This is a genomic window from Streptomyces sp. NPDC044106 (genome assembly GCF_056433985.1).
The window spans coordinates 131,724-152,174 of record NZ_JBWKFZ010000001.1; the positions used below are offsets into that span (position 1 = coordinate 131,724).

A 20,451-nucleotide genomic window follows, 5' to 3' on the forward strand; every position below is an offset into this window, starting at 1 on the left:
TCCTTCTCTAGCTCGAACTCTTACTCAGGGGTCGCGTCGAGCGCGTGGCCGACCAGGGCGAGCAGCGACTCGATCACCGAGATCCGCCGGCGCGCGTCCATGATCAGCACCGGGATGTGCGGGGGCACCGTCAGCGCCTCGCGCACGTCGGCCGCCTCGAACTCCTCGCTGCCGTCGAAGTGGTTGACGGCCACGACGTACGGCAGGCCGCAGCTCTCGAAGTAGTCGAGCGCCGGGAAGCAGTCGGGCAGCCGGCGCGTGTCGGCGAGCACGACGGCGCCGATCGCGCCGCGCACCAGGTCGTCCCACATGAACCAGAAGCGCTGCTGACCGGGCGTGCCGAAGAGGTAGAGCACCAGGTCGTCGTCGAGCGTGATGCGGCCGAAGTCCATGGCGACCGTCGTGGTCGTCTTCTCCGGGGTCCCGCTCAGATCGTCGGTGTCGGCGCTCGCCTGCGTCATCAGCGCCTCCGTCTGGAGGGGCGTGATCTCGGACACGGCGGTCACCAGCGTCGTCTTGCCGACGCCGAAACCGCCCGCCACCACTATCTTCGTGGCGATCGGAGCGCGTGACCTGTCCGTCTGCCAGGCCTGCAACTGACCCTCGTTCTCGAGGAGTTCAGAGACGGCGGAGTCCACTCAGCACCCTTTCCAGCAGTGCGCGGTCGGGCTGTCCCGGGCCGTGGCCCGTTCCGTACACCCGGATCTTTCCCTGGTCGGCGAGGTCGCTGAGCAGTACGCGGACCACGCCGAGCGGCATCTTCAGGAGCGCGGCGATCTCCGCCACCGTGCGCATGCGCCGGCAGATCTCCACGATGGCCCGCATCTCCGGCATGACCTTCGACAGCGTGCCCTTGGGCAGTTCGAGGCGCTCCTCGGGCGCTTCGAGCGCGGCGACGAACGTCTCGACGAGCAGGACGTGCCCGAACCGGGTCCGCCCGCCGGTCAGCGAGTAGGGGCGGACGCGGGCCGGTTTTCGTTCGCCGCCGCGCTGCGGCAGCTTCGGCGGTTTGCGGCTGCCACTGCTGCTGTTGCTGCTCCTGCTGCTCATCGGGCGCTCTCCATCGACTGGCGCAGCTCGCTGCGGAGTTCGGGGGTGAGGACGTGCCCGGCGCGGCCGACGAAGAGCGCCATGTGGTACGCGACGACGCTCATGTCGCAGTCCGGGGTGGCGTGCACGCCGAGCAGCGAGCCGTCGCTGATCGACATCACGAAGAGGCTGCCCTCCTCCATCGCGACCATGGTCTGCTTGACCGCTCCGCCGTCCATCAGCTTGGCGGCCCCGATGGTGAGGGAGCCGAGACCCGACACGATGGTGGCGAGGTCGGCGCTCGATCCCTTGGGTCCCGTGGGGTTCGCCGCGGGGCGCTCCGCGTTCCTGCCGGGGTCGGAGGAGAGCAGCAGGAGCCCGTCGGAGGAGACCACCGCGACGGAGAGGAGTCCGGGGACCTCCTCCACGAGGTTCGTCAGGAGCCAGTGCAGGTTGCGGGCTTCACTGCTGAGCCCGTACGTGCCGGGTGCGGAGCCCGCGGGTGCGGCGGATTCTTCGGGTGCGGCAGATCCTGTGGGTGTGGCAGATCCTGTGGGTGCTGCGGCTTCGGCGGGTGCGGCGGAAGAACTGGGCGTGCGCATGGGCGCAGTCAACTGCTTGCCTCCTCGACTGAGTCCCCCATTACGTCTGCGGCTTGTGCGTTCTTTTCGTTACGTTCCGACGGTTCTGCGGAGCTTTCTGCCGCGAGCTCGGCCTCCACGTCCCGTCGGCCGCTCTGCGCGCCCTGGTGGAATCCGCCGAGGCGCCGGCGGAGCGCGTCGGCGTCGACGGAGCCGCCGCGCGGCTTCGGCGGCGCGGCCGCGGGCGCGGTGATCCTGGGCGTCCGCTTCGGCAGCCCCTTGTCGGTGACCCGCTCCCACTTGGGCGCGGGCTTGGGCTCCTCAGCGGGCTTCTGCTCCTCAGCGGGCTCCTGCGCGGGCGCGGGCTCGGGCTCCGCTTCCCGCTGGGCCGGTTCGGGCGACGGCGGCGCCATGAGCTCCATGGTCGTCTCCGCCGAAGGCGCGGGCCCGGAGCCCGGCAGCGCCGTCTCCAGCGTCCGCTCCGCCGCGGCGATCAGCGGATCCTCCCCCTCGCCGAGGGCGGACGCGGCCCCACCCGTCAGCCGCCCCGGGATCACGTTGGAGTTGGCCTCGGCCTCCGAGCCGGGCAGGTGGACGAGCCCGGCCTCCCCGGCGCGGGGCGGCACACCCACGGCGGCAGGCGCTTGTGCCGGGGACGGGGCCTCCGCGAGGATCGCCGTCGGCAGGACCACGACCGCCGCGACCCCGCCCTGCTTCTGCTCCCGCAGCCGCACCCGCGCCCCGTGCCGCGCCGCGAGCCGCGCCACGACGTAGAGGCCGAGCCCGAGCCCGTCCCCGGTCTCCTGGTCGTACACGTCGTCGGGGTCGAAGTCCGTGAGGCGGGCGTTGAGCTCCCGCATCCGGTCCTGGGAGACACCGATGCCCTCGTCCTGGACGGAGAGCATGACCTCGCCGTTCTCCAGGAGCCAGCCGGAGACCTCGACGGCGGCGTCCGGCGGCGAGAACGAGGTCGCGTTCTCCAGGAGTTCCGCGGTGAGGTGGCTGATGTCGTCCGCGACGAAGCCCGCCACGTGCGCGTGCGGCGGCAGCGTGGCGATGCGGACGCGTTCGTACCGCTCGATCTCGGAGACGGCCGCGCGCACCACGTCGACGAGCGGGACCGCGCCCGGGTGCTGATGGCCGTGTTCGGCACCGGCGAGGACCAGGAGGTTCTCGCTGTGCCTGCGCATGACCGTGGCCAGGTGGTCGAGTTTGAAGAGGGTGGCGAGCCGGTCGGGGTCCTGCTCGCGGTCCTCCAGGTTCTCGATGACGGCGAGCTGGCGCTCCACCAGGCCGAGGGTGCGCAGGGCGAGGTTGACGAAGGTGCCGTGGATGGACTTGCGCACCCGCTCCAGGTGCGCGGAGGCCTCGGCGAGCTCCTCGCGCAGCGCCGCGCGCTCGTCGGCCATGGACTGCCGCTGCCCGATGAGGTGCTTGCGGTCCGATTCGAGGGTGGCGAGGCGCTCGGCGAGGGCGGCGGCGTGGCCGTGCAGCGCGTTGACCGAGCGGACGACCTGGGCGAACTCGTCGTCGCGGCCGGTGAAGCGGATCGGCTCCTGGGGCGCGGGCTCGGTGGCGAGGCGGGCCGATCCCCGGCGCAGGACCGCGAGCGGCCGGGTCAGCGAGCGGGCCGCTCCCATGGCGACGCCGACCGCGACGAGGAGGCAGACACCGACGAGCGCGATCCGGATCTCCAGGGCCGTGACGTCGTCGTCGCGCAGCTGGGCCAGCTGCTTGGTGCGCTCGACGTTGAGCGCGGACTCGGCGCCGCGCATCGTCTCGATGCGGGCGGAGAGCGCGGCGTCGACCTTCTTCCTGTCGTAGCGCCGCTCGGCGTCGGAGAACGTGGGCCGGTCGGTGAGGCGCTCCAGGTACTTCTCCGCGGAGGTGACCTCGGAACCGGTGACGGTCGACTCGTACGTGGCGCGGGCGGGGGCGCTCGCGGCGTCCAGGAAGTCGGCGAGCGAGGCGAGCTCGCGGACGCGGGCCTGCTGGGCGGCGGCGCTGAGCTCGTCGCGGCGCTTGGCCTCGGCCGACGACTCCTCGGCGCCGGTGGCCGGCAGGCCGGTGACCGGGTCGATGGTGGTGGTGCCGGGGTCCGGGGCGGGCAGGGCGAGGGCGGCGAGGAGCAGGCCGCGGGCGGCGGCGGCCTGCTCGACGGCGTGGTCGAGGTCGGCGAGGGCGAGCGCGCCGCCGTTCGCCTCGGACGGCAGCTGCTCGGCCAGCCGGCGGGTCATCCCGTGCAGCTCGGCGATGACCTTGCTGTACGCCTCATGGGCTTCGAGAGCGGTGCTCCGGCCGGTGAGCGCCTCTCTGCGGACGGCGGCGATGTCGGCGAGGTCGTCGCGCAGCTCGGCGGGCGCGTCGGCGTCGCGGAGCTCGTCGATCTGCCGGTCCACGCGGGCGCTGCGGCTCTGGGAGAGGCCCTTGCCCTGCGGGCGCCCGGAGGCGATGAACGTGGTGACCTCGTCCCGCTCGTCGGCGAGCGAGTGGCCGAGCGAGACCGCCTGCTGGGTCTGTTCTGCGAGCGTCACCAGGCTCTGGGTGTCGTTCAGCCGGTCGGACGCGGCGACGACGGCGGGTGCGCCCGCGCCCGCGACGGCGGCGGCCACCACGGCCACGGCGACGATCAGCCGATTGCGTACGCGCGCGGTGGGTGCCTTGTCGACCGGGGGCGCCGGCTCGGGGAACGGCGTGGCGGCCGGCGCCGGGGAGGGCGCGGGCGCCGCGGAGCTGTCAGTCACGGCGGAGGCCGCCGCCGCGTCCGCGCCCGCTCCGGCGTCCGGTCCGGAACCCGCTGACGTGCGCTCCTGCGCACGCCCGGTCGGAGTGGTCGCGCCCGGCGTGGCCCCTTCGGGGGCCGTCTGCTTGCCTTTGCGCCGAGGCCGCATCTTCTGCACCGGTGCTCGCATTCTTGTTTTCGTCTGCTCTGGGCCCGGGTGACGGCCTGTCAACACGAGCGCTCCCCCGGTACGGCTTCTGACCCTTCCAGTGCCGGTGAGTGGCGGTCGTGCATCGCCTGCCTGGCCACCCGAAGGAGTGAACATCGGCGGGGAGTTGGCGAGCAAGTCCCGGTGGGGCGGGTGCGCGGCCCGTGCGGAGCGCCGGTTGGACGTCTCAGGAAGGCTTTGGCAGGATGCGCCGCCACACCCCGCCGGAGGTGATCATTCCGGACAAATTCCGGCGCGCCGCCCGCCGCTGCGGCACGCGCCTTGCCTCCTTCGCCGCTCCCCCTGGCCTCCGCGCGGGCCTCGTGCAGACTGGCCGGATGCGTATCGAACTCGCCACCGAGCCCGGCGACCCCGCTCGCCCCAACGAGGACTACGCCTCGGTCGCGCTTCCCGCGTCCGGACAGGGCGGATCGCTCGTCCTGCTGGACGGCGTGACGCCACCCGAGGGGACGGTGGGCTGTCCGCATTCCGTCCACTGGTTCACCGCGCGGCTCGGCGGCGCGCTGGGCGAACTGTCCGTTTCACAGCGAGATATGACGCTCACTGAGGTTCTGGCGGCCGCCATTTCGCGTACGGCCGGCGCCCACAGTTCGACCTGTGACCTTTCTCACCCTCGTACGCCTCAGGCAACGGTGGTGCTCGTGCGGTGGGACGAGGAGCGGGTCGAGCATCTGGTCCTTTCCGACTCGGCGCTCCTCGTCGCGGGCCGTGGTGGCGAGGTGACCGCGATCCTCGACCGCCGCCTGGCCGAACTGCCGCCCGCCGTGGGAGCCCTGCGCGACCAGGTGCGCGCCCTGCCGCGCGGCTCGGCCGAGCGGGATGTGGCCGCCCGCGCCTACGGGGCGGCGGTCGAGGCGCTGCGCAACGCGGAGGACGGCTTCTTCACGGCCGCCGCCGATCCATCGGCCGCGCTGCGCGCCGTCACGGGCGAGCTGGCGCGGGAGGACGTGACGGCGGTGGCGGCTCTCACCGACGGGGCCGGACGCTGGGTCGAGACGTTCGGCGAGGGCGACTGGGCCGACTGCCTGGCGCTGCTGCGCAAGCAGGGGCCGCAGCACCTGCTCGACCGGGTCAGGGAGTTGGAGCTGGCGGACCCGGACCGCCTCGCGTTCCCGCGCGGGAAGCGGCATGACGACGCGGCGGCCGTGTACGTGGAGTTGTGAGGCCGGGCGCCCCGCGAGACAGCCGCGGCCGACCGGCACGCGCACCCCTCAGGCGTCCGCGCTCTCGTTCAGGCGGCCGAGCAGGCGGGCCAGTTCGGCGACCTCCGAGCGGTCCCAGCTCGCGAGCCTGCGCACGTACTGGGCGCGGCGCGCGGCGCGCACCGTGCGGAAGCGGGTGCGGCCGTCCGGGGTGAGCCGGATGAGCCAGGCGCGGCCGTCGGCCGGGTCGGGCTCGCGGGCGACCAGGCCGAGCTCCTCCAGCGCCCGCAGCTGGCGGCTTATCGTGGCCTTGCCGACGCCGATGTACGCCGCGAGTTCCGTGGCCCGCCGCGGTCCCGAGTCGTCCAGGCAGACGAGCAGCCCGTACGCCGCGGGCTCCAGTTCGGGGTGGACCTGCCGCGCCATCTCGCCCGACGACGCCCGCGCGCGGCGCATCAGCAGGGACAACTCCCGTTCCAGGGAGAGGAACTCACGGTCCTCCCCCTGCTCCGCGTCGCTCTGCGCGCCGCGCTCCACGCCCTCTTCTGCAGCACCCATGTCCCGCTTTCCCGATTCTGAAAGTTGTCGCCGGAAGACCCTCGCGCCGCGGCCGTGGCGACAGCGGCCTGACCAGTATTTCGCAAGGCCGCGACCGGTCCTTGCCGGTGCCGCCGCCACAGGAGTGGACCAACGGCAGAAGTGTGTCCCCCTTCCCCGGCGGCGGTCTACGTGCGTAGCTTTCAAGTGACATGTTCACACCAGAACCAAGCAGGAGCATGTCGACAGGTCCCCACCGAGCACCACTGAGGCCTTCGGAGGCACGCCCATGCCCGTGCACAGACCCGGAACGGCCCGCCGCTCGCGCTTGTCGCCGGCGGGGGTTCTCCTCGCAGCCCTCTCCGCTCTCTCCCTCCTCCTGACGCTCCCCACGGCGGCCACGGCGGACGACGACATCCCCCGGCGCGGCACCGCCCGCCTCGGCCAGGGCGTCATCGAACACGACGGCCAGGGCGGTCTGCCCAGCGGCGGTGACGCCGTGCAGACCGAGGGCGTCGACGTCAGCAGCCACCAGGGCAACGTCGCCTGGTCGACGCTGTGGAACAGCGGAGTGAAGTGGGCCTACGTCAAGGCCACCGAGAGCACGTCCTACAAGAACCCCTACTTCTCCCAGCAGTACACCGGTTCGTACAACGTGGGCATGATCCGCGGTTCGTACCACTTCGCGACGCCCGACACCTCGAGCGGCGCCACCCAGGCCAACTACTTCGCGAGCAACGGCGGCGGCTGGTCGCGGGACGGCAGGACGCTGCCGGGCGCACTGGACATCGAGTGGAACCCGTACGGGACGGCCTGCTTCGGCCTGTCCCAGTCGGGGATGGTCAGCTGGATCCGCGACTTCCTGACCACGTACAAGGCGCGCACCGGGCGCGACGCCGTCATCTACACCGCCACCAGCTGGTGGAAGCAGTGCACGGGCAACTACAGCGGCTTCGGGGCCAGCAACCCGCTGTGGATCGCCCGCTACGACACCGGGCCCGGTGAGCTCCCGGCCGGCTGGGGCTTCCAGACCATGTGGCAGTACACCTCGTCCGGGCCGACGGTCGGCGACCACGACAAGTTCAACGGCGCCTACGACCGGGTGCAGGCGCTCGCCAACGGCTGAGTGCGCGGACGGCGACCGCCCCGGTGCCGGGGTGGCCGCCATTCCGCTGTCCGCTACGCCGCGGCCGGGACCCGCACCTCGGCCTCGGTGAGCGCCAGTTCGAGCACCTGGCGGACGTCCGTGACCGCGTGCACGTCGAGCTTCTGGAGGACCTCGGCCGGGACGTCGTCGAGGTCCGCCTCGTTCCGCTTGGGGATGATCACCGTGGTGATCCCGGCGCGGTGCGCGGCCAGCAGCTTCTGCTTGACGCCGCCGATCGGCAGGACCCGGCCGGTCAGCGAGACCTCGCCGGTCATCGCCACGTCCGTCCGGACGAGCCGCCCGCTGAGCAGTGAGGCGAGGGCGGTCGTCAGCGTGACGCCCGCGCTCGGCCCGTCCTTGGGCACCGCGCCGGCCGGGAAGTGGACGTGCACGCCCCGCTCCTTCAGGTCGGCGACGGGCAGTTCCAGTTCGGCGCCGTGGGAGCGCAGGAAGCTCAGCGCGATCTGCGCCGACTCCTTCATGACGTCACCGAGCTGGCCGGTGAGCGTGAGCCCCGAGGCCCCGGTCTCCGGGTCGGCGAGCGAGGCCTCCACGAAGAGCACGTCGCCGCCCGCGCCGGTGACCGCGAGCCCGGTGGCCACGCCCGGCACCGCCGTGCGCCGCTCGGCCGGGTCCTGCGCCGACTCGGGCACGTGCCGCGGTCGTCCGATCAGCTCCCGCAGATCGGCGTCCGTGACGGTGAACGGCAGCTCCTTCTCGCCCAGTTCGTGCTGCGCGGCGACCTTGCGGAGCAGCCGGGCCACGGAGCGCTCCAGGTTGCGTACGCCCGCTTCGCGCGTGTACTCGCCTGCGAGCTTGCGCAGCGCGCTCTCGTCCAGCGTCACCTCGTCCTTCTCCAGGCCCGCCCGCTCCAGCTGGCGCGGGAGCAGGTGGTCGCGGGCGATGACGACCTTCTCGTCCTCGGTGTAACCGTCCAGCCTGACCAGCTCCATGCGGTCGAGCAGGGGCTCGGGGATGGCTTCGAGGACGTTCGCCGTCGCGAGGAAGACGACGTCGCTGAGGTCGAGTTCGACCTCCAGGTAGTGGTCGCGGAAGGTGTGGTTCTGCGCCGGGTCGAGGACTTCGAGGAGGGCGGCGGCCGGGTCGCCCCGGAAGTCCGAGCCCACCTTGTCGATCTCGTCGAGGAGCACGACCGGGTTCATGGACCCGGCCTCCTTGACGGCCCGCACGATCCGGCCGGGCAGGGCCCCCACGTACGTACGCCGGTGGCCGCGGATCTCCGCCTCGTCGCGTACGCCGCCGAGCGCGACCCGCACGAACTTGCGGCCCATGGCGTGCGCGACGGACTCGCCCAGCGAGGTCTTGCCGACGCCGGGCGGGCCGACCAGGGCGAGGACCGCGCCGCCACGACGGCCCCCGACGACGCCGAGGCCGCGCTCGGAGCGGCGCTTGCGCACCGCGAGGTACTCGGTGATGCGCTCCTTGACGTCCTGCAGCCCGGAGTGCTCGGCGTCGAGGATCCGCTGGGCGCCCTTGATGTCGTACTGGTCCTCGGTGCGTTCGTTCCAGGGCAGTTCGAGGACGGTGTCCAGCCAGGTGCGGATCCAGGAGCCCTCGGGCGACTGGTCGCTGGCACGCTCCAGCTTGTCGACTTCCTTGAGGGCGGCCTCGCGCACCTTCTCGGGGAGGTCGGCGGCCTCTACGCGGGCGCGGTAGTCGTCGGACTCCTCGGCCGAGTCCTTGCTGTCGCCGTTCAGCTCGCGCAGCTCCTTGCGGACGGCGTCGAGCTGGCGCCGCAGCAGGAACTCGCGCTGCTGCTTGTCCACGCCCTCCTGGACGTCCTTGGCGATGGACTCGGCGACGTCCTGCTCGGCGAGGTGCTCGCGCAGCTGCTCGGTGGCGAGCCTGAGGCGGGCCACCGCGTCGTCGGTCTCCAGGAGCTCGATCTTCTGCTGGGTGGTCAGGAACGGTGAGTAGCCGGAGTTGTCGGCGAGCGCGGAGACGTCGTCGATCTGCGTGACGCGGTCGACGACCTGCCAGGCGCCGCGCTTCTTCAGCCAGCTGGTGGCGAGCGCCTTGTACTCCTTGACGAGCTCGGTGACGGCCCCGGGCAGGGGCTCGGGCACAACGTCGTCGATCTTCAGCCCCTCGACCCAGAGGGCCGCGCCGGGGCCGGTCGTCCCCGCGCCGATCCGCACGCGGTCGCGGCCGCGGATGAGGGCGCCGGGGTCGCCGTCGGAGAGCCGCCCGACCTGCTCGACGGTGCCGAGGACGCCGGTCGCGGCGTACGTCCCGTCGATGCGCGGAACAAGGAGCACCTTCGGCTTGCTGTCGCCCTCGGAGCGCGCGGCGGCCTGCGCGGCCTCCACCGCGGCCCGCACGTCCGCGTCGGACAGATCGAAGGGCACGACCATGCCGGGCAGGACGACCTCGTCGTCGAGCGGCAGCACGGGCAGAGTGAGCGACGTGGACGTGGTGGACTCAGTAGCCATGATCTCCCCTTCGGCATTCAAGTTGAGCTATACCGACTCAATGGTTATGAGCGTCTGGATGTTCCCCCGACTTGTTCGCTGTGAGCGATCACCCGGAATCGGCCACTGACACGGAATGCGCGGCGGGGACGGCGAGGAGCGGTGGGACCCATTTCCGGTCACGCGGCCCGGGGATGGCCGCCGGGTGGCGTTCCCCTGCGGCCGTTCCGTTGGGACCGTGGACACTCCGACTCTCACGGAGGGCATCCATGGTGGACACACCCGGGACCGGCGACCACGGCCCGCAGGACACGGCCGGTCAGCTCGCCGATTACGCGCTGGGGCACCTCTTCTCGGCGGCGCTGCGCACGGCGGCGCGCTGCCGGATCGCCGACCGGCTCGCGGCGGGCCCGCGCACCGCGGGGCAGCTGGCCGAACTCACCGACACGCACGCCGGACATCTGCGCCGGGTCCTGCGCTACCTCGCCACGCGCGACATCTTCCGCGAGGACGGGACGGGCGCGTTCCACCTCACCCCGCTCGCCGACGCCCTGCGCACGGACGTGCCGAATTCCCTGCACGCGGCGGTCCTGATGCTGACCGATCCGGCGTTCCAGCAGACCTCGGCGGGACTGGAGGAGACGGTGCGTCAGGCAGGACCGTCCTTCGAGCGCCTCTTCGGGAAGCCGTTCTTCGACCACCTGGCCGACGACCCGGCGCTGCGGGACCTCTTCGACAGCGGCATGGCGTCGCTGTCGGGCCCGTTCGACGCGGTGGTCGCCGGGACGTACCCCTTCCCTGACAAGGGCATCGTGGTGGACGTCGGCGGCGGACGCGGCGGGCTGCTCCGCACGGTCCTGCGCGGGCGCCCCGGTCTGACGGGCGTCCTGTTCGACCAGCCGGCCGCGGTGACCACGCACATGCTGGCCGGGGACGACACGGTCCGGGGCAGGTGGCGTGCCGAGTCGGGGGACTTCTTCACGCAGGTCCCCGAGGGCGGCGACATCTACGTCCTCAAGCACGTCCTGCACGACTGGCCCGACGACGCCTGTCTGCGGATCCTGCGCAACTGCCGTGCGGCGATGGCGCCGGATGCCCGTCTCCTGATCGTCGACTGCGTCCTGCCTGCCGGCAACGCGCCCCACCTCGGCAAGACCCTGGACGTGGCGATGGCGGCGATCGTGGACGGCCAGGAGCGCACGGAGGACGAGTTCTCGGCGCTGCTCACGGTGGCGGGGCTGCGGCTGACGCGGATCCTGCCGACCGAGATGTTCGCGTCGATCGTGGAGGCGGAGGCGGCGTAGCTCGGCGCGGTGCGGTGTAACTCGGTCGGCGCGGTGCGGCTCGGCGCCGTGTGGCCGGGCTCCGGCTTCACCGTGCCCTGTGCGGTCCGGCTTCCGCGCGTTGCGGGCGTTGTGGGCGGCGGTCCGGGCCCGTGGCCGCCGCGCCACGCACCGGCCCGGCCGGCTGCCGCCCTCGCCTGAGCAGCGGCCAGGTGGAGACGCCGATCAGGAGCGCGAGCAGATGGCCCCAGTTCGTCATGGGGTCGGCGAACTCGATCAGGTCCTCGACCAGCATCCACCCGAAACCGGCGAGGACGGCCCAGCGCGGCCACGGCGAGAGAAGCCCCGCGAGCGCGCCGACGCTGGCGGCCACGCCGAAGCTGATGCCGTAGTCGAGGCGGTGCAGCGAGCTGCCCGGCAGCTGCCCCGCGAGGACCGAGAAGGCGACCGGAACCTCGGTCACGAGCGTGGCGACGACATGGCCGAGGAGGAAGACCCCGGCGGCGCGGATGCCGCCGATGCGGCGCTCCAGCGCGGTGAGGACGAGCAGGAACCCGATCGCGTACGGGGAGGTGACGCCGCCCGCGATCCACAGCGCGCTGGCGACCAGGACGAGGGCGGGGCTGTGCGCGAGGTGCGCGACATCGGTGCTCGAACCCTGGAGCAGCGAGTAGACGAGGTCGGGGTCGGCGTGCTGCATCACCACCGAGGTGACGGCGAGCACGAGGGCGTACCCGAAGGTGAAGGGCGTACCGGTGGGGGTGGGCAGCAGCCGCCACACCTTGGGCAGGGCGCGGATGCGAGCGGGGCCCGGCGCGGCGAGGGGGCCGGAGACGGGGCCGGTACGGGTGGCGGTCCCGGCCGACGGGGGCTCGCATCGGCGGGTGGACTGCTGCGGTATCCCGTCGAGGGTGCGGGGCACCTCGGTGGTCTCGGTGGCAGGGGTGCCGGACGGCTCCGCGCCGGGCGTCGCCGGGCCCGGCGTTCTCGCGTCGGGCGCGGCCCCGGCGGGCTGCACTCTCTGGTTCACGGGTGAGGCGCTCCTTCCGTCCCACCCCACCCTTTGCCCTCTTTTCCGGCGTTGTCTATGACAGGTACTACGTGAGGTACGTCTCACAGGCAACCCGCGCGGCGCGTCCTGCGTTGCACGGAACCCACCGGAAACCGGGCCCGCCGTGGAAATACGCTGGCGCCATGCACACCCACACCACCGCCCCCGTCGTCCTCGACCGGCGCGAGGGTCCGTTCGGCGAGGTCGTCCTGCGGCGCCACGGTGAGCTGCTGCAGATCATCGCCAACGGCTGCTTCCTGATGGACACCTCCGACGGCCGCTCCGAGCGGCTGCTCGTCGACGCGGCCCGCGACGCCCTCGACGACCGCCCCGGACCCAGCGTCCTGATCGGCGGGCTCGGCGTCGGGTTCTCCCTCGCGCACGCCGCCGCTGACCCCCGCTGGGGACGCATCGCCGTCGTCGAGCGCGAGCGGGCGATCATCGACTGGCACCGCGGCGGACCGCTCGCCGGGCTCTCCGCGGCAGCGCTCGCCGACCGTCGTTCGCAGATTCTTCACACCGACCTCGTCACCTACCTCTCGGAGGCCACGGAGACGTATGACGCGCTCTGCCTGGACATCGACAACGGCCCCGACTGGACGGTGACGGAGGGCAACAACTCCCTTTACTCGCCAGCCGGTCTGACGGCGTGCAAAGCACGTCTCAACCCCGGCGGAGTGCTCGCCGTGTGGTCCGCCCAACCCTCGTCCGCTTTCGACGACGCTCTACGGAATGCCGGATTCCAGAGGGTACGGACGGAAGAGATCCCCGTTGCCCGAGGCGTCCCGGACGTGGTCCATCTCGGCGTCAGGGCTGCGTAGCCGAGGTGCCTTCGCGACCCGTACTCTGCTGACCGAACACAAGCGATCAGTGTCAGGGGCGGGCGATGGAGCAGACACACACCTCCCACAACGGCGCCGCGGCGGCGACACCCGGCTCCCAGCGCCGGGTGCTGGTGGTCGAGGACGACCCGACGATCGTCGACGCCATCGCCGCACGGCTACGTGCCGAGGGTTTTGTTGTGCAAACGGCGGTCGACGGCCCTTCGGCGGTCGACACCGCCCAGGCATGGCAGCCCGACCTGCTGATCCTCGACATCATGCTGCCGGGCTTCGACGGCCTGGAGGTGTGCCGGCGCGTGCAGGCCCAGCGGCCCGTCCCGGTGCTCATGCTCACCGCGCGTGACGACGAGACGGACATGCTGGTCGGGCTCGGGGTCGGCGCGGACGACTACATGACCAAGCCGTTCTCCATGCGGGAGCTCGCGGCCCGGGTGCACGTCCTGCTGCGCCGGGTCGAGCGGGCCGCGCTCGCCGCGACCACGCCCCGCAGCGGCATCCTGCGCCTGGGCGAACTGGAGATCGACCACGCCCAGCGGCGTGTGCGGGTGCGCAGCGAGGACGTCCACCTGACGCCCACCGAGTTCGACCTCCTCGTCTGCCTGGCCAACACCCCGCGCGCCGTCCTCTCCCGCGAGCAGCTGCTCGCGGAGGTGTGGGACTGGGCCGACGCGTCGGGCACCCGTACCGTCGACAGCCACATCAAGGCGCTGCGCCGGAAGATCGGGGCGGAGCGGATCCGTACCGTGCACGGCGTCGGGTACGCGCTGGAGACCCCCACCCCGTGAGGCAGGTCGCGCGATGAGCGGACCCTTCCAGGGACTGCGGCCCTTCTCCATCAAGACCAAGCTCGGCGCCCTCGTGGTCGTCTCGGTGTTCATCACCACGGGTCTGCTCCTCGTGGCCATGAAGACGGAGACCGAGCTGCGCTTCATCACCGTCTTCTCGGTGATCGCCACCCTGCTCATCACGCAGTTCGTGGCGCACAGCCTCACCGCGCCGCTGGACGAGATGAACGCGGTGGCCCGCGCCGTCTCGCACGGCGACTACACGCGCCGGGCGCGCGGTGCCGACCGGCGCGACGAGCTGGGCGACGTGGCCTCCACGATCAACGCCATGGCCGACGACCTGGAGGCGCAGGACACCCAGCGCAAGGAGCTCGTCGCCAACGTCTCGCACGAGCTGCGCACGCCCATCGCGGGCCTGCGCGCGGTCCTGGAGAACGTCGTGGACGGCGTCTCGGCCGCCGACCCCGAGACGATGCGTACGGCCCTGAAGCAGACCGAGCGCCTGGGGCGGCTCGTGGAGACGCTGCTCGACCTGTCCCGTCTGGACAACGGCGTCGTGCCGCTCAAGGCGCGCCGCTTCGAGGTGTGGCCCTACCTTTCGGGCGTCCTGAAGGAGGCCAACATGGTGGCCTCCGCGCGCGCGGGCATCGCTTCGGGCTCCGGCAGCCACACCCGTACGGACGTCCATCTGCACCTCGACGTGTCGCCCCCGGAGCTGACGGCGCACGCGGACGTGGAGCGGCTCCACCAAGTGGTGGCGAACCTCATCGACAACGCGGTCAAGCACAGCCCGCCGCACGGGCGCGTGACGGTACGGGCCCGGCGCGGCCCCTACCCCGAGTCCCTGGAGCTCGAGGTGCTCGACGAGGGCCCCGGCATCCCGGAGTCGGAGTGGCACCGCGTCTTCGAGCGCTTCAACCGCGGCGGCCACGCGGGCGCCCAGGCCAAGGGCTCCGGCAACGACGGCGGCACGGGGCTCGGCCTCGCCATCGCGCGGTGGGCGGTGGATCTGCACGGCGGTCACATCGGGGTGGCCGAATCCTCTCGCGGTTGCCGGATCCAGGTCACTCTTCCGGGCCTGCCCGAAGCGTGAAGTTGACGTAGGGTTCGAAGCGGAAGCGATGAACCGGGCTGCTCAGGGGCGCCCGGGGGCCGCCGCCGCGCGTAGACGTCCGACCGACGTACCCGCGCGGCCATCTGGCGTTGCGGAACCTCGCTTGTTTCCCGCCAATTACCGCGCCGAAACCATTGCTCCGGTGTGACTTACGCGACGGATGCCCGGCCCGGTCTGCACCTCACGCCCTGGGAGGCGTAGCCTTTATTTCCGCTGTCCATCACCTTGTGAAGCGGAAGAGGGCGGTTACCGCCGTGTCGTCACAGTCCCCCAGTAGCTCGAGCATCTCGACCGACCAAGACGGGCAGGGCAAGGACCCTGCCGCTGCCTTCGGTCCCAACGAGTGGCTCGTCGACGAGATCTATCAGCAGTACCTCCAGGACCCGAACTCGGTCGACCGAGCCTGGTGGGACTTCTTCGCCGACTACAAGCCAGGGGCGGGCGCCTCCGCAGCCGCCCCGGCGAAGCCGGCGGGTGACGCGGCCGCGGGGGCCGCGGACACCAGTGCTCCCGCCGCCCAGGCCGCACCCGCCGCCCCGGCGAAGCCCGCGGCCCAGGCCGCGCCCGCCACCGCGGCTCCGGCAGCTCCCGCGAAGCCCGCGGCAGCCGCTCCGGCCCCCGCGGCAGCCAAGCCCGCGGCGACCAAGCCCGCGGCCGAGAAGCCCGCCGCCAAGGCGGAGCCCGCGACCGAGGCCCCGTCCGGGCCCGAGTACGTGACGCTGCGCGGCCCGAGCGCCGCCGTCGCGAAGAACATGAACGCCTCGATCGAGGTCCCGACGGCGACGTCGGTCCGCGCGGTCCCGGTGAAGCTGCTCTTCGACAACCGCATCGTCATCAACAACCACCTCAAGCGCGCCCGCGGCGGGAAGATCTCCTTCACGCACCTCATCGGGTACGCGATGGTGCAGGCCATCAAGGCCATGCCCTCGATGAACTACTCCTTCGTCGAGAAGGACGGCAAGCCCACCCTGGTCAAGCCGGAGCACATCAACTTCGGCCTCGCCATCGACCTGGTGAAGCCCAACGGCGACCGCCAGCTCGTCGTCGCGGGCATCAAGAAGGCCGAGACCCTGAACTTCTTCGAGTTCTGGCAGGCCTACGAGGACATCGTCCGCCGCGCCCGCGAGGGCAAGCTGGGCATGGACGACTTCACCGGCGTGACGGTCTCCCTGACCAACCCCGGCGGCCTCGGCACCGTCCACTCGGTCCCGCGTCTGATGCCCGGACAGTCGGTCATCATGGGCGTCGGCTCCATGGACTACCCCGCGGAGTTCCAGGGCACCTCCCAGGACACCCTGAACAAGCTCGGCATCTCCAAGGTCATGACGCTCACGTCGACCTACGACCACCGGGTCATCCAGGGCGCCGCCTCCGGCGAGTTCCTGCGGATCGTCGCGAACCTCCTCCTCGGTGAGAACGAGTTCTACGACGAGATCTTCAAGGCGCTGCGCATCCCCTACGAGCCGGTCCGCTGGCTCAAGGACATCGACGCCTCGCACGACGACGACGTCACGAAGGCCGCCCGCGTCTTCGAGCTGATCCACTCCTACCGCGTCCGCGGCCACGTCATGGCCGACACGGACCCGCTGGAGTACAAGCAGCGCAAGCACCCCGACCTGGACATCACCGAGCACGGCCTCACCCTGTGGGACCTGGAGCGGGAGTTCGCGGTCGGCGGCTTCGCCGGCAAGTCGATGATGAAGCTGCGCGATGTCCTCGGCGTGCTTCGCGACTCGTACTGCCGCACCACCGGCGTCGAGTTCATGCACATCCAGGACCCGAAGCAGCGCAAGTGGCTCCAGGACCGCATCGAGCGGACCCACGCCACCAAGCCCGAGCGCGAGGAGCAGCTGCGCATCCTGCGCCGGCTGAACTCCGCGGAGGCCTTCGAGACCTTCCTGCAGACGAAGTACGTCGGCCAGAAGCGCTTCTCCCTGGAGGGCGGCGAGTCCGTCATCCCGCTGCTCGACGCCGTGCTCGACAGCGCCGCCGAGTCGCGCCTGGACGAGGTCGTCATCGGCATGGCCCACCGCGGCCGCCTGAACGTCCTCGCCAACATCGTCGGCAAGTCGTACGCCCAGATCTTCCGCGAGTTCGAGGGCAACATGGACCCCAAGTCCATGCACGGCTCCGGCGACGTGAAGTACCACCTGGGCGCCGAGGGCACCTTCACCGGCCTGGACGGCGAGCAGATCAAGGTCTCGCTGGCCGCGAACCCGTCCCACCTGGAGACGGTCGACCCGGTCATCGAGGGCATCGTCCGCGCCAAGCAGGACATCATCAACAAGGGCGGCACGGACTTCACGGTCCTGCCCGTCGCCCTGCACGGTGACGCGGCCTTCGCGGGCCAGGGTGTGGTCGCCGAGACGCTCAACATGTCGCAGCTGCGCGGCTACCGCACGGGCGGCACGGTCCACATCGTCATCAACAACCAGGTCGGCTTCACCGCCGCCCCGGAGTCCTCGCGCTCCTCCATGTACGCCACCGACGTGGCCCGCATGATCGAGGCGCCGATCTTCCACGTGAACGGCGACGACCCCGAGGCCGTCGTCCGCGTTGCCCGCCTTGCCTTCGAGTTCCGGCAGGCGTTCAACAAGGACGTCGTCATCGACCTCATCTGCTACCGCCGCCGCGGTCACAACGAGTCGGACAACCCGGCGTTCACCCAGCCGCTGATGTACGACCTGATCGACAAGAAGCGCTCGGTGCGCAAGCTCTACACCGAGTCCCTCATCGGTCGCGGCGACATCACCCTGGAAGAGGCCGAGCAGGCGCTGCAGGACTTCCAGGGCCAGCTGGAGAAGGTCTTCACCGAGGTCCGCGAGGCCGTCTCGCAGCCCGCGCAGGCCGACGTGCCCGCGCCGCAGGCCGAGTTCCCGGTGCACGTCGAGACCGCGATCTCCCAGGAGGTCGTCAAGCGGATCGCCGAGTCCCAGGTCAACATCCCCGACCGGGTCACCGTCCACCCGCGTCTGCTGCCGCAGCTGCAGCGCCGCGCGACGATGGTCGAAGAGGGCACGATCGACTGGGGCATGGGCGAGACCCTCGCCATCGGCTCGCTGCTCCTGGAGGGCACCCCGGTCCGCCTGTCGGGCCAGGACTCCCGCCGCGGCACGTTCGGCCAGCGCCACGCGGTCCTCATCGACCGCGCGACGGGCGAGGACTACACGCCGCTGATGTACCTCTCCGAGGACCAGGCGCGCTACAACGTCTACGACTCGCTCCTCTCCGAGTACGCGGTGATGGGCTTCGAGTACGGCTACTCGCTGGCCCGCCCCGAGTCGCTCGTCATGTGGGAAGCGCAGTTCGGTGACTTCGTCAACGGCGCGCAGACGGTGGTGGACGAGTACATCTCCGCCGCCGAGCAGAAGTGGAACCAGCACTCCGGTGTCACCCTGCTCCTGCCGCACGGCTACGAGGGCCAGGGCCCGGACCACTCGTCCGCCCGCATCGAGCGCTTCCTCCAGCTGTGCGCGCAGAACAACATGACGGTCGCGATGCCGACCCTCCCTTCGAACTACTTCCACCTCCTGCGGTGGCAGGTGCACAACCCGCACCACAAGCCGCTGGTGGTCTTCACCCCGAAGTCGATGCTGCGCCTCAAGGCGGCTGCCTCGAAGACGGAGGAGTTCACGACGGGCGGCTTCCGCCCGGTCATCGGTGACAGCCACGTCGAGGCGGCGGCGGTCCGCAAGGTCGTCTTCTGCGCGGGCAAGCTGTACTACGACCTGGAGGCCGAGCGGCAGAAGCGCGGCGCCACGGACACGGCCCTCATCCGCATCGAGCGCCTTTACCCGCTGCCTGGTGCGGAGCTCCAGGCGGAGATCGCCAAGTACCCGAACGCCGAGAAATACCTGTGGGCGCAGGAGGAGCCGGCGAACCAGGGCGCATGGCCATTCATCGCCCTCAACCTCATCGACCACCTGGACCTGGCGGTCGGCGCGGACATCCCGCACGGCGAGCGCCTGCGCCGCATCTCGCGGCCGCACGGCTCGTCCCCGGCGGTCGGTTCGGCCAAGCGCCACCAGGCCGAGCAGGAGCAGCTGATCACCGAGGTCTTCGAGGCGTAGTCCCCGACGGTCGTACGCAGGTGGGCCCGGCCCCGAGTTCCATGACTCGGGGCCGGGCCCTCCGGCGTTCCTGGGCCCGCCCGGCGCCGCCTATCCTGAGGTGGAACGATCCGTCCGCATCAGGAGCATGAGTTGTACTTCACCGACCGTGGCATCGAGGAGCTGGAGAAGCGGCGCGGCGAGGAGGAGGTCACCTTCGAGTGGCTCGCCGAGCAGCTCCGCACCTTCGTGGACCTCAACCCCGACTTCGAGGTCCCGGTCGAGCGCCTGGCGACGTGGCTGGCGCGGCTCGACGACGAGGACGAGGACGAGTAGTCCGACACGTGGTCCACAGTGATGGACTGGGGGTCCGGGTGTCCGCTGACCTATCCGTAGGCGTGGTCACTGGGCAGGACGGAGCCTCCTGACCAGCTCGGCCGGCCCCTTCGCTCAGTCCCGGGCCCGCATCCGGTCGTACGCCAGCCCCGCCGCCCCTTGCGCCAGCAGCAGCGCGGCCGCCGCGGTCCACCCGCCACTGTGCCGCCGCAGCGCCCACCCCGCGAGCGGCAGTCCCACCGCGACCTGGGCCGCCGCGACCGTCCGCGCCCTGGGCCCGCGCACCCAGGGGCCGAGCGGGCTCTTCTCGACCGCCCCGAGCTCCGCGCGCACCGCGTCCCGCCAGCCGGGCCACTCGACCTGCCGCACCCCCTGTCGGCGCCGCGCGACCTCGCGCAGCCGGTCGGCGGGTTCACCGGGAGCGAGCCCCGGGGGCAGGGTGAGGCCCGTGCGGGTGAGGACGGCGAGGAGTCCGAGCATCCTGGCGCGTGCGTCGGCCGCGGTGTCGGGCCGGGTGAGCGTGTCCAGGGACTGCATGTCCAGTACCGGGTCGAGGCCGAGGCGCGCGGCGAACGTGCGCATCGCCTCGTCCTCCCCGACGGGTGTGCCGTTGGCCAGCCATTCGTACCCGACGGTCCGCCGGAAGCCCGCCGCGAGGGTGTAGCCGGACCGGTCACCGTCCCACCACAGGGCGAGCACAGGCCAGCCCACGCCGACGGCGAGCGCGGTGGCCCACCCGGTCAGCACCCGGTCGACGGGCTCCTCGCCGTGCAGCCACGGCTTGCCCTCGGGCACCAGCACGCTCCAGCCGGGGCCCGCCTCCGCGAGGAGCATCCGCTCGCGGAGCAGCTGGGCCGCGGGCTCGACGGCGTCGGGCTCGGCCCGGCAGAGCAGCAGTGCGCCGGCGGCCCTGGCGCGCGCGGGAGCGCCGGGGGCGGGAGAGTCGGACGACATGGTTCCACGCTAGGACAGATCTGAGCATTCGGCGCATAGGTGTTGTTCTGGGGCAGGCGGTGCGGCGGGACGGCGGCGCGGCAGGGCAGCAGCGCACAGGGCAGCGGGGCAGCGGGGCAGCGGAACAGCGGAGGTTCACTCTTCCGTGTGTCTTGACTCTCCGAATCCGCGATATATCGTGAGTAGCAGAGATTGCGATATGGCGTGTCGTATCGGCC

Annotated in this window: 16 protein-coding genes; 8 read left to right on the forward strand and 8 right to left on the reverse strand. The window is 71.7% G+C overall.

What is annotated here, in order from left to right:
* Positions 1 to 20 precede the first annotated feature (20 nt).
* Genes AC07DI_RS00615 through AC07DI_RS00630 form a run of 4 tightly spaced genes read right to left on the reverse strand, consistent with a single transcriptional unit; the run spans position 21 to position 4,522 of the window.
* The gene (locus AC07DI_RS00615; protein WP_478901288.1) at positions 21 to 638 is read right to left on the reverse strand and encodes a GTP-binding protein; all 618 of its coding nucleotides are present in this window, start codon (positions 636 to 638) and stop codon (positions 21 to 23) included.
* The gene (locus tag AC07DI_RS00620; protein WP_384249082.1) at positions 619 to 1,050 is read right to left on the reverse strand and encodes a DUF742 domain-containing protein; all 432 of its coding nucleotides are present in this window, start codon (positions 1,048 to 1,050) and stop codon (positions 619 to 621) included. The genes AC07DI_RS00615 and AC07DI_RS00620 overlap by 20 nt, the downstream gene beginning before the upstream one ends.
* The gene (locus AC07DI_RS00625; RefSeq protein WP_478901289.1) at positions 1,047 to 1,631 is read right to left on the reverse strand and encodes a roadblock/LC7 domain-containing protein; all 585 of its coding nucleotides are present in this window, start codon (positions 1,629 to 1,631) and stop codon (positions 1,047 to 1,049) included. The genes AC07DI_RS00620 and AC07DI_RS00625 overlap by 4 nt, the downstream gene beginning before the upstream one ends.
* Positions 1,632 to 1,639: 8 nt before the next feature.
* Positions 1,640 to 4,522 carry a sensor histidine kinase gene (locus AC07DI_RS00630; protein WP_478901291.1) on the reverse strand — a complete coding sequence of 961 codons (2,883 nt, stop codon included), beginning with the start codon at positions 4,520 to 4,522 and terminating at the stop codon, positions 1,640 to 1,642.
* 356 nt (positions 4,523 to 4,878) lie between these two features.
* On the opposite strand from AC07DI_RS00630, the gene AC07DI_RS00635 reads away from it, so the two are divergent.
* Positions 4,879 to 5,724: a protein phosphatase 2C domain-containing protein gene (locus tag AC07DI_RS00635; protein ID WP_478901292.1), complete on the forward strand. Its 846-nt coding sequence runs from the start codon at positions 4,879 to 4,881 to the stop codon at positions 5,722 to 5,724.
* 48 nt (positions 5,725 to 5,772) lie between these two features.
* On the opposite strand, the gene AC07DI_RS00640 is transcribed toward AC07DI_RS00635, so the two are convergent.
* A complete protein-coding gene (locus AC07DI_RS00640; protein WP_384249089.1) occupies positions 5,773 to 6,261 on the reverse strand; it encodes a MarR family winged helix-turn-helix transcriptional regulator in 489 nt (162 codons plus the stop codon).
* 268 nt (positions 6,262 to 6,529) lie between these two features.
* On the opposite strand from AC07DI_RS00640, the gene AC07DI_RS00645 reads away from it, so the two are divergent.
* A complete protein-coding gene (locus AC07DI_RS00645; RefSeq protein WP_384249091.1) occupies positions 6,530 to 7,366 on the forward strand; it encodes a lysozyme in 837 nt (278 codons plus the stop codon).
* A 53-nt stretch (positions 7,367 to 7,419) separates the two neighbouring features.
* On the opposite strand, the gene lon is transcribed toward AC07DI_RS00645, so the two are convergent.
* Positions 7,420 to 9,840 (reverse strand): endopeptidase La, encoded by a 2,421-nt coding sequence (lon, locus tag AC07DI_RS00650; protein WP_384249093.1) that lies wholly within the window; start codon positions 9,838 to 9,840, stop codon positions 7,420 to 7,422.
* A 248-nt stretch (positions 9,841 to 10,088) separates the two neighbouring features.
* Between lon and AC07DI_RS00655 the strand changes: the two genes are divergently transcribed.
* Positions 10,089 to 11,123, forward strand: coding sequence for a methyltransferase (locus AC07DI_RS00655; RefSeq protein WP_478901294.1), 1,035 nt, complete (start codon positions 10,089 to 10,091; stop codon positions 11,121 to 11,123).
* Positions 11,124 to 11,190: 67 nt separating this feature from the next.
* Here the strand turns inward: AC07DI_RS00655 and AC07DI_RS00660 are convergent, their stop codons facing one another.
* Positions 11,191 to 12,132 (reverse strand): rhomboid-like protein, encoded by a 942-nt coding sequence (locus AC07DI_RS00660; RefSeq protein WP_478901296.1) that lies wholly within the window; start codon positions 12,130 to 12,132, stop codon positions 11,191 to 11,193.
* Between the two features lie 164 nt (positions 12,133 to 12,296).
* Here AC07DI_RS00660 and AC07DI_RS00665 point away from each other — a divergent pair, with 164 nt between their 5' ends.
* The 5 genes from AC07DI_RS00665 (at position 12,297) to AC07DI_RS00685 (ending at position 19,279) form a co-directional block, all read left to right on the forward strand.
* Positions 12,297 to 12,974: a spermidine synthase family protein gene (locus AC07DI_RS00665; RefSeq protein ID WP_384249101.1), complete on the forward strand. Its 678-nt coding sequence runs from the start codon at positions 12,297 to 12,299 to the stop codon at positions 12,972 to 12,974.
* Between the two features lie 65 nt (positions 12,975 to 13,039).
* On the forward strand, positions 13,040 to 13,780 hold the full coding sequence (locus AC07DI_RS00670; protein WP_384249103.1) for a response regulator transcription factor: 741 nt from the start codon (positions 13,040 to 13,042) through the stop codon (positions 13,778 to 13,780).
* Positions 13,781 to 13,793: 13 nt separating this feature from the next.
* Entirely contained in the window at positions 13,794 to 14,873 is a 1,080-nt protein-coding gene (locus AC07DI_RS00675) for a HAMP domain-containing sensor histidine kinase (protein ID WP_384249105.1), read from the forward strand.
* A 275-nt stretch (positions 14,874 to 15,148) separates the two neighbouring features.
* Positions 15,149 to 18,964, forward strand: a complete 3,816-nt coding sequence (locus AC07DI_RS00680) for a multifunctional oxoglutarate decarboxylase/oxoglutarate dehydrogenase thiamine pyrophosphate-binding subunit/dihydrolipoyllysine-residue succinyltransferase subunit (RefSeq protein WP_478901297.1) — start codon at positions 15,149 to 15,151, stop codon at positions 18,962 to 18,964.
* A gap of 132 nt (positions 18,965 to 19,096) precedes the next feature.
* Positions 19,097 to 19,279 carry a DUF6104 family protein gene (locus tag AC07DI_RS00685; protein ID WP_003961784.1) on the forward strand — a complete coding sequence of 61 codons (183 nt, stop codon included), beginning with the start codon at positions 19,097 to 19,099 and terminating at the stop codon, positions 19,277 to 19,279.
* A 114-nt stretch (positions 19,280 to 19,393) separates the two neighbouring features.
* On the opposite strand, the gene AC07DI_RS00690 is transcribed toward AC07DI_RS00685, so the two are convergent.
* On the reverse strand, positions 19,394 to 20,233 hold the full coding sequence (locus AC07DI_RS00690) for a hypothetical protein (protein WP_478901299.1): 840 nt from the start codon (positions 20,231 to 20,233) through the stop codon (positions 19,394 to 19,396).
* Positions 20,234 to 20,451: the final 218 nt, after the last annotated feature.

What these genes read in the sequence shown, in the direction of transcription:
- AC07DI_RS00620 (WP_384249082.1), bottom strand. Translation starts at nt 1,050, where the DNA reads ATGAGCAGCAGGAGCAGCAACAGCAGCAGTGGCAGCCGCAAACCGCCG.
- AC07DI_RS00625 (WP_478901289.1), bottom strand. Translation starts at nt 1,631, where the DNA reads ATGCGCACGCCCAGTTCTTCCGCCGCACCCGCCGAAGCCGCAGCACCC.
- AC07DI_RS00630 (WP_478901291.1), bottom strand. Translation starts at nt 4,522, where the DNA reads ATGCGAGCACCGGTGCAGAAGATGCGGCCTCGGCGCAAAGGCAAGCAG.
- AC07DI_RS00635 (WP_478901292.1), top strand. Translation starts at nt 4,879, where the DNA reads ATGCGTATCGAACTCGCCACCGAGCCCGGCGACCCCGCTCGCCCCAAC.
- AC07DI_RS00640 (WP_384249089.1), bottom strand. Translation starts at nt 6,261, where the DNA reads ATGGGTGCTGCAGAAGAGGGCGTGGAGCGCGGCGCGCAGAGCGACGCG.
- AC07DI_RS00645 (WP_384249091.1), top strand. Translation starts at nt 6,530, where the DNA reads ATGCCCGTGCACAGACCCGGAACGGCCCGCCGCTCGCGCTTGTCGCCG.
- lon (WP_384249093.1), bottom strand. Translation starts at nt 9,840, where the DNA reads ATGGCTACTGAGTCCACCACGTCCACGTCGCTCACTCTGCCCGTGCTG.
- AC07DI_RS00655 (WP_478901294.1), top strand. Translation starts at nt 10,089, where the DNA reads ATGGTGGACACACCCGGGACCGGCGACCACGGCCCGCAGGACACGGCC.
- AC07DI_RS00665 (WP_384249101.1), top strand. Translation starts at nt 12,297, where the DNA reads ATGCACACCCACACCACCGCCCCCGTCGTCCTCGACCGGCGCGAGGGT.
- AC07DI_RS00670 (WP_384249103.1), top strand. Translation starts at nt 13,040, where the DNA reads ATGGAGCAGACACACACCTCCCACAACGGCGCCGCGGCGGCGACACCC.
- AC07DI_RS00675 (WP_384249105.1), top strand. Translation starts at nt 13,794, where the DNA reads ATGAGCGGACCCTTCCAGGGACTGCGGCCCTTCTCCATCAAGACCAAG.
- AC07DI_RS00690 (WP_478901299.1), bottom strand. Translation starts at nt 20,233, where the DNA reads ATGTCGTCCGACTCTCCCGCCCCCGGCGCTCCCGCGCGCGCCAGGGCC.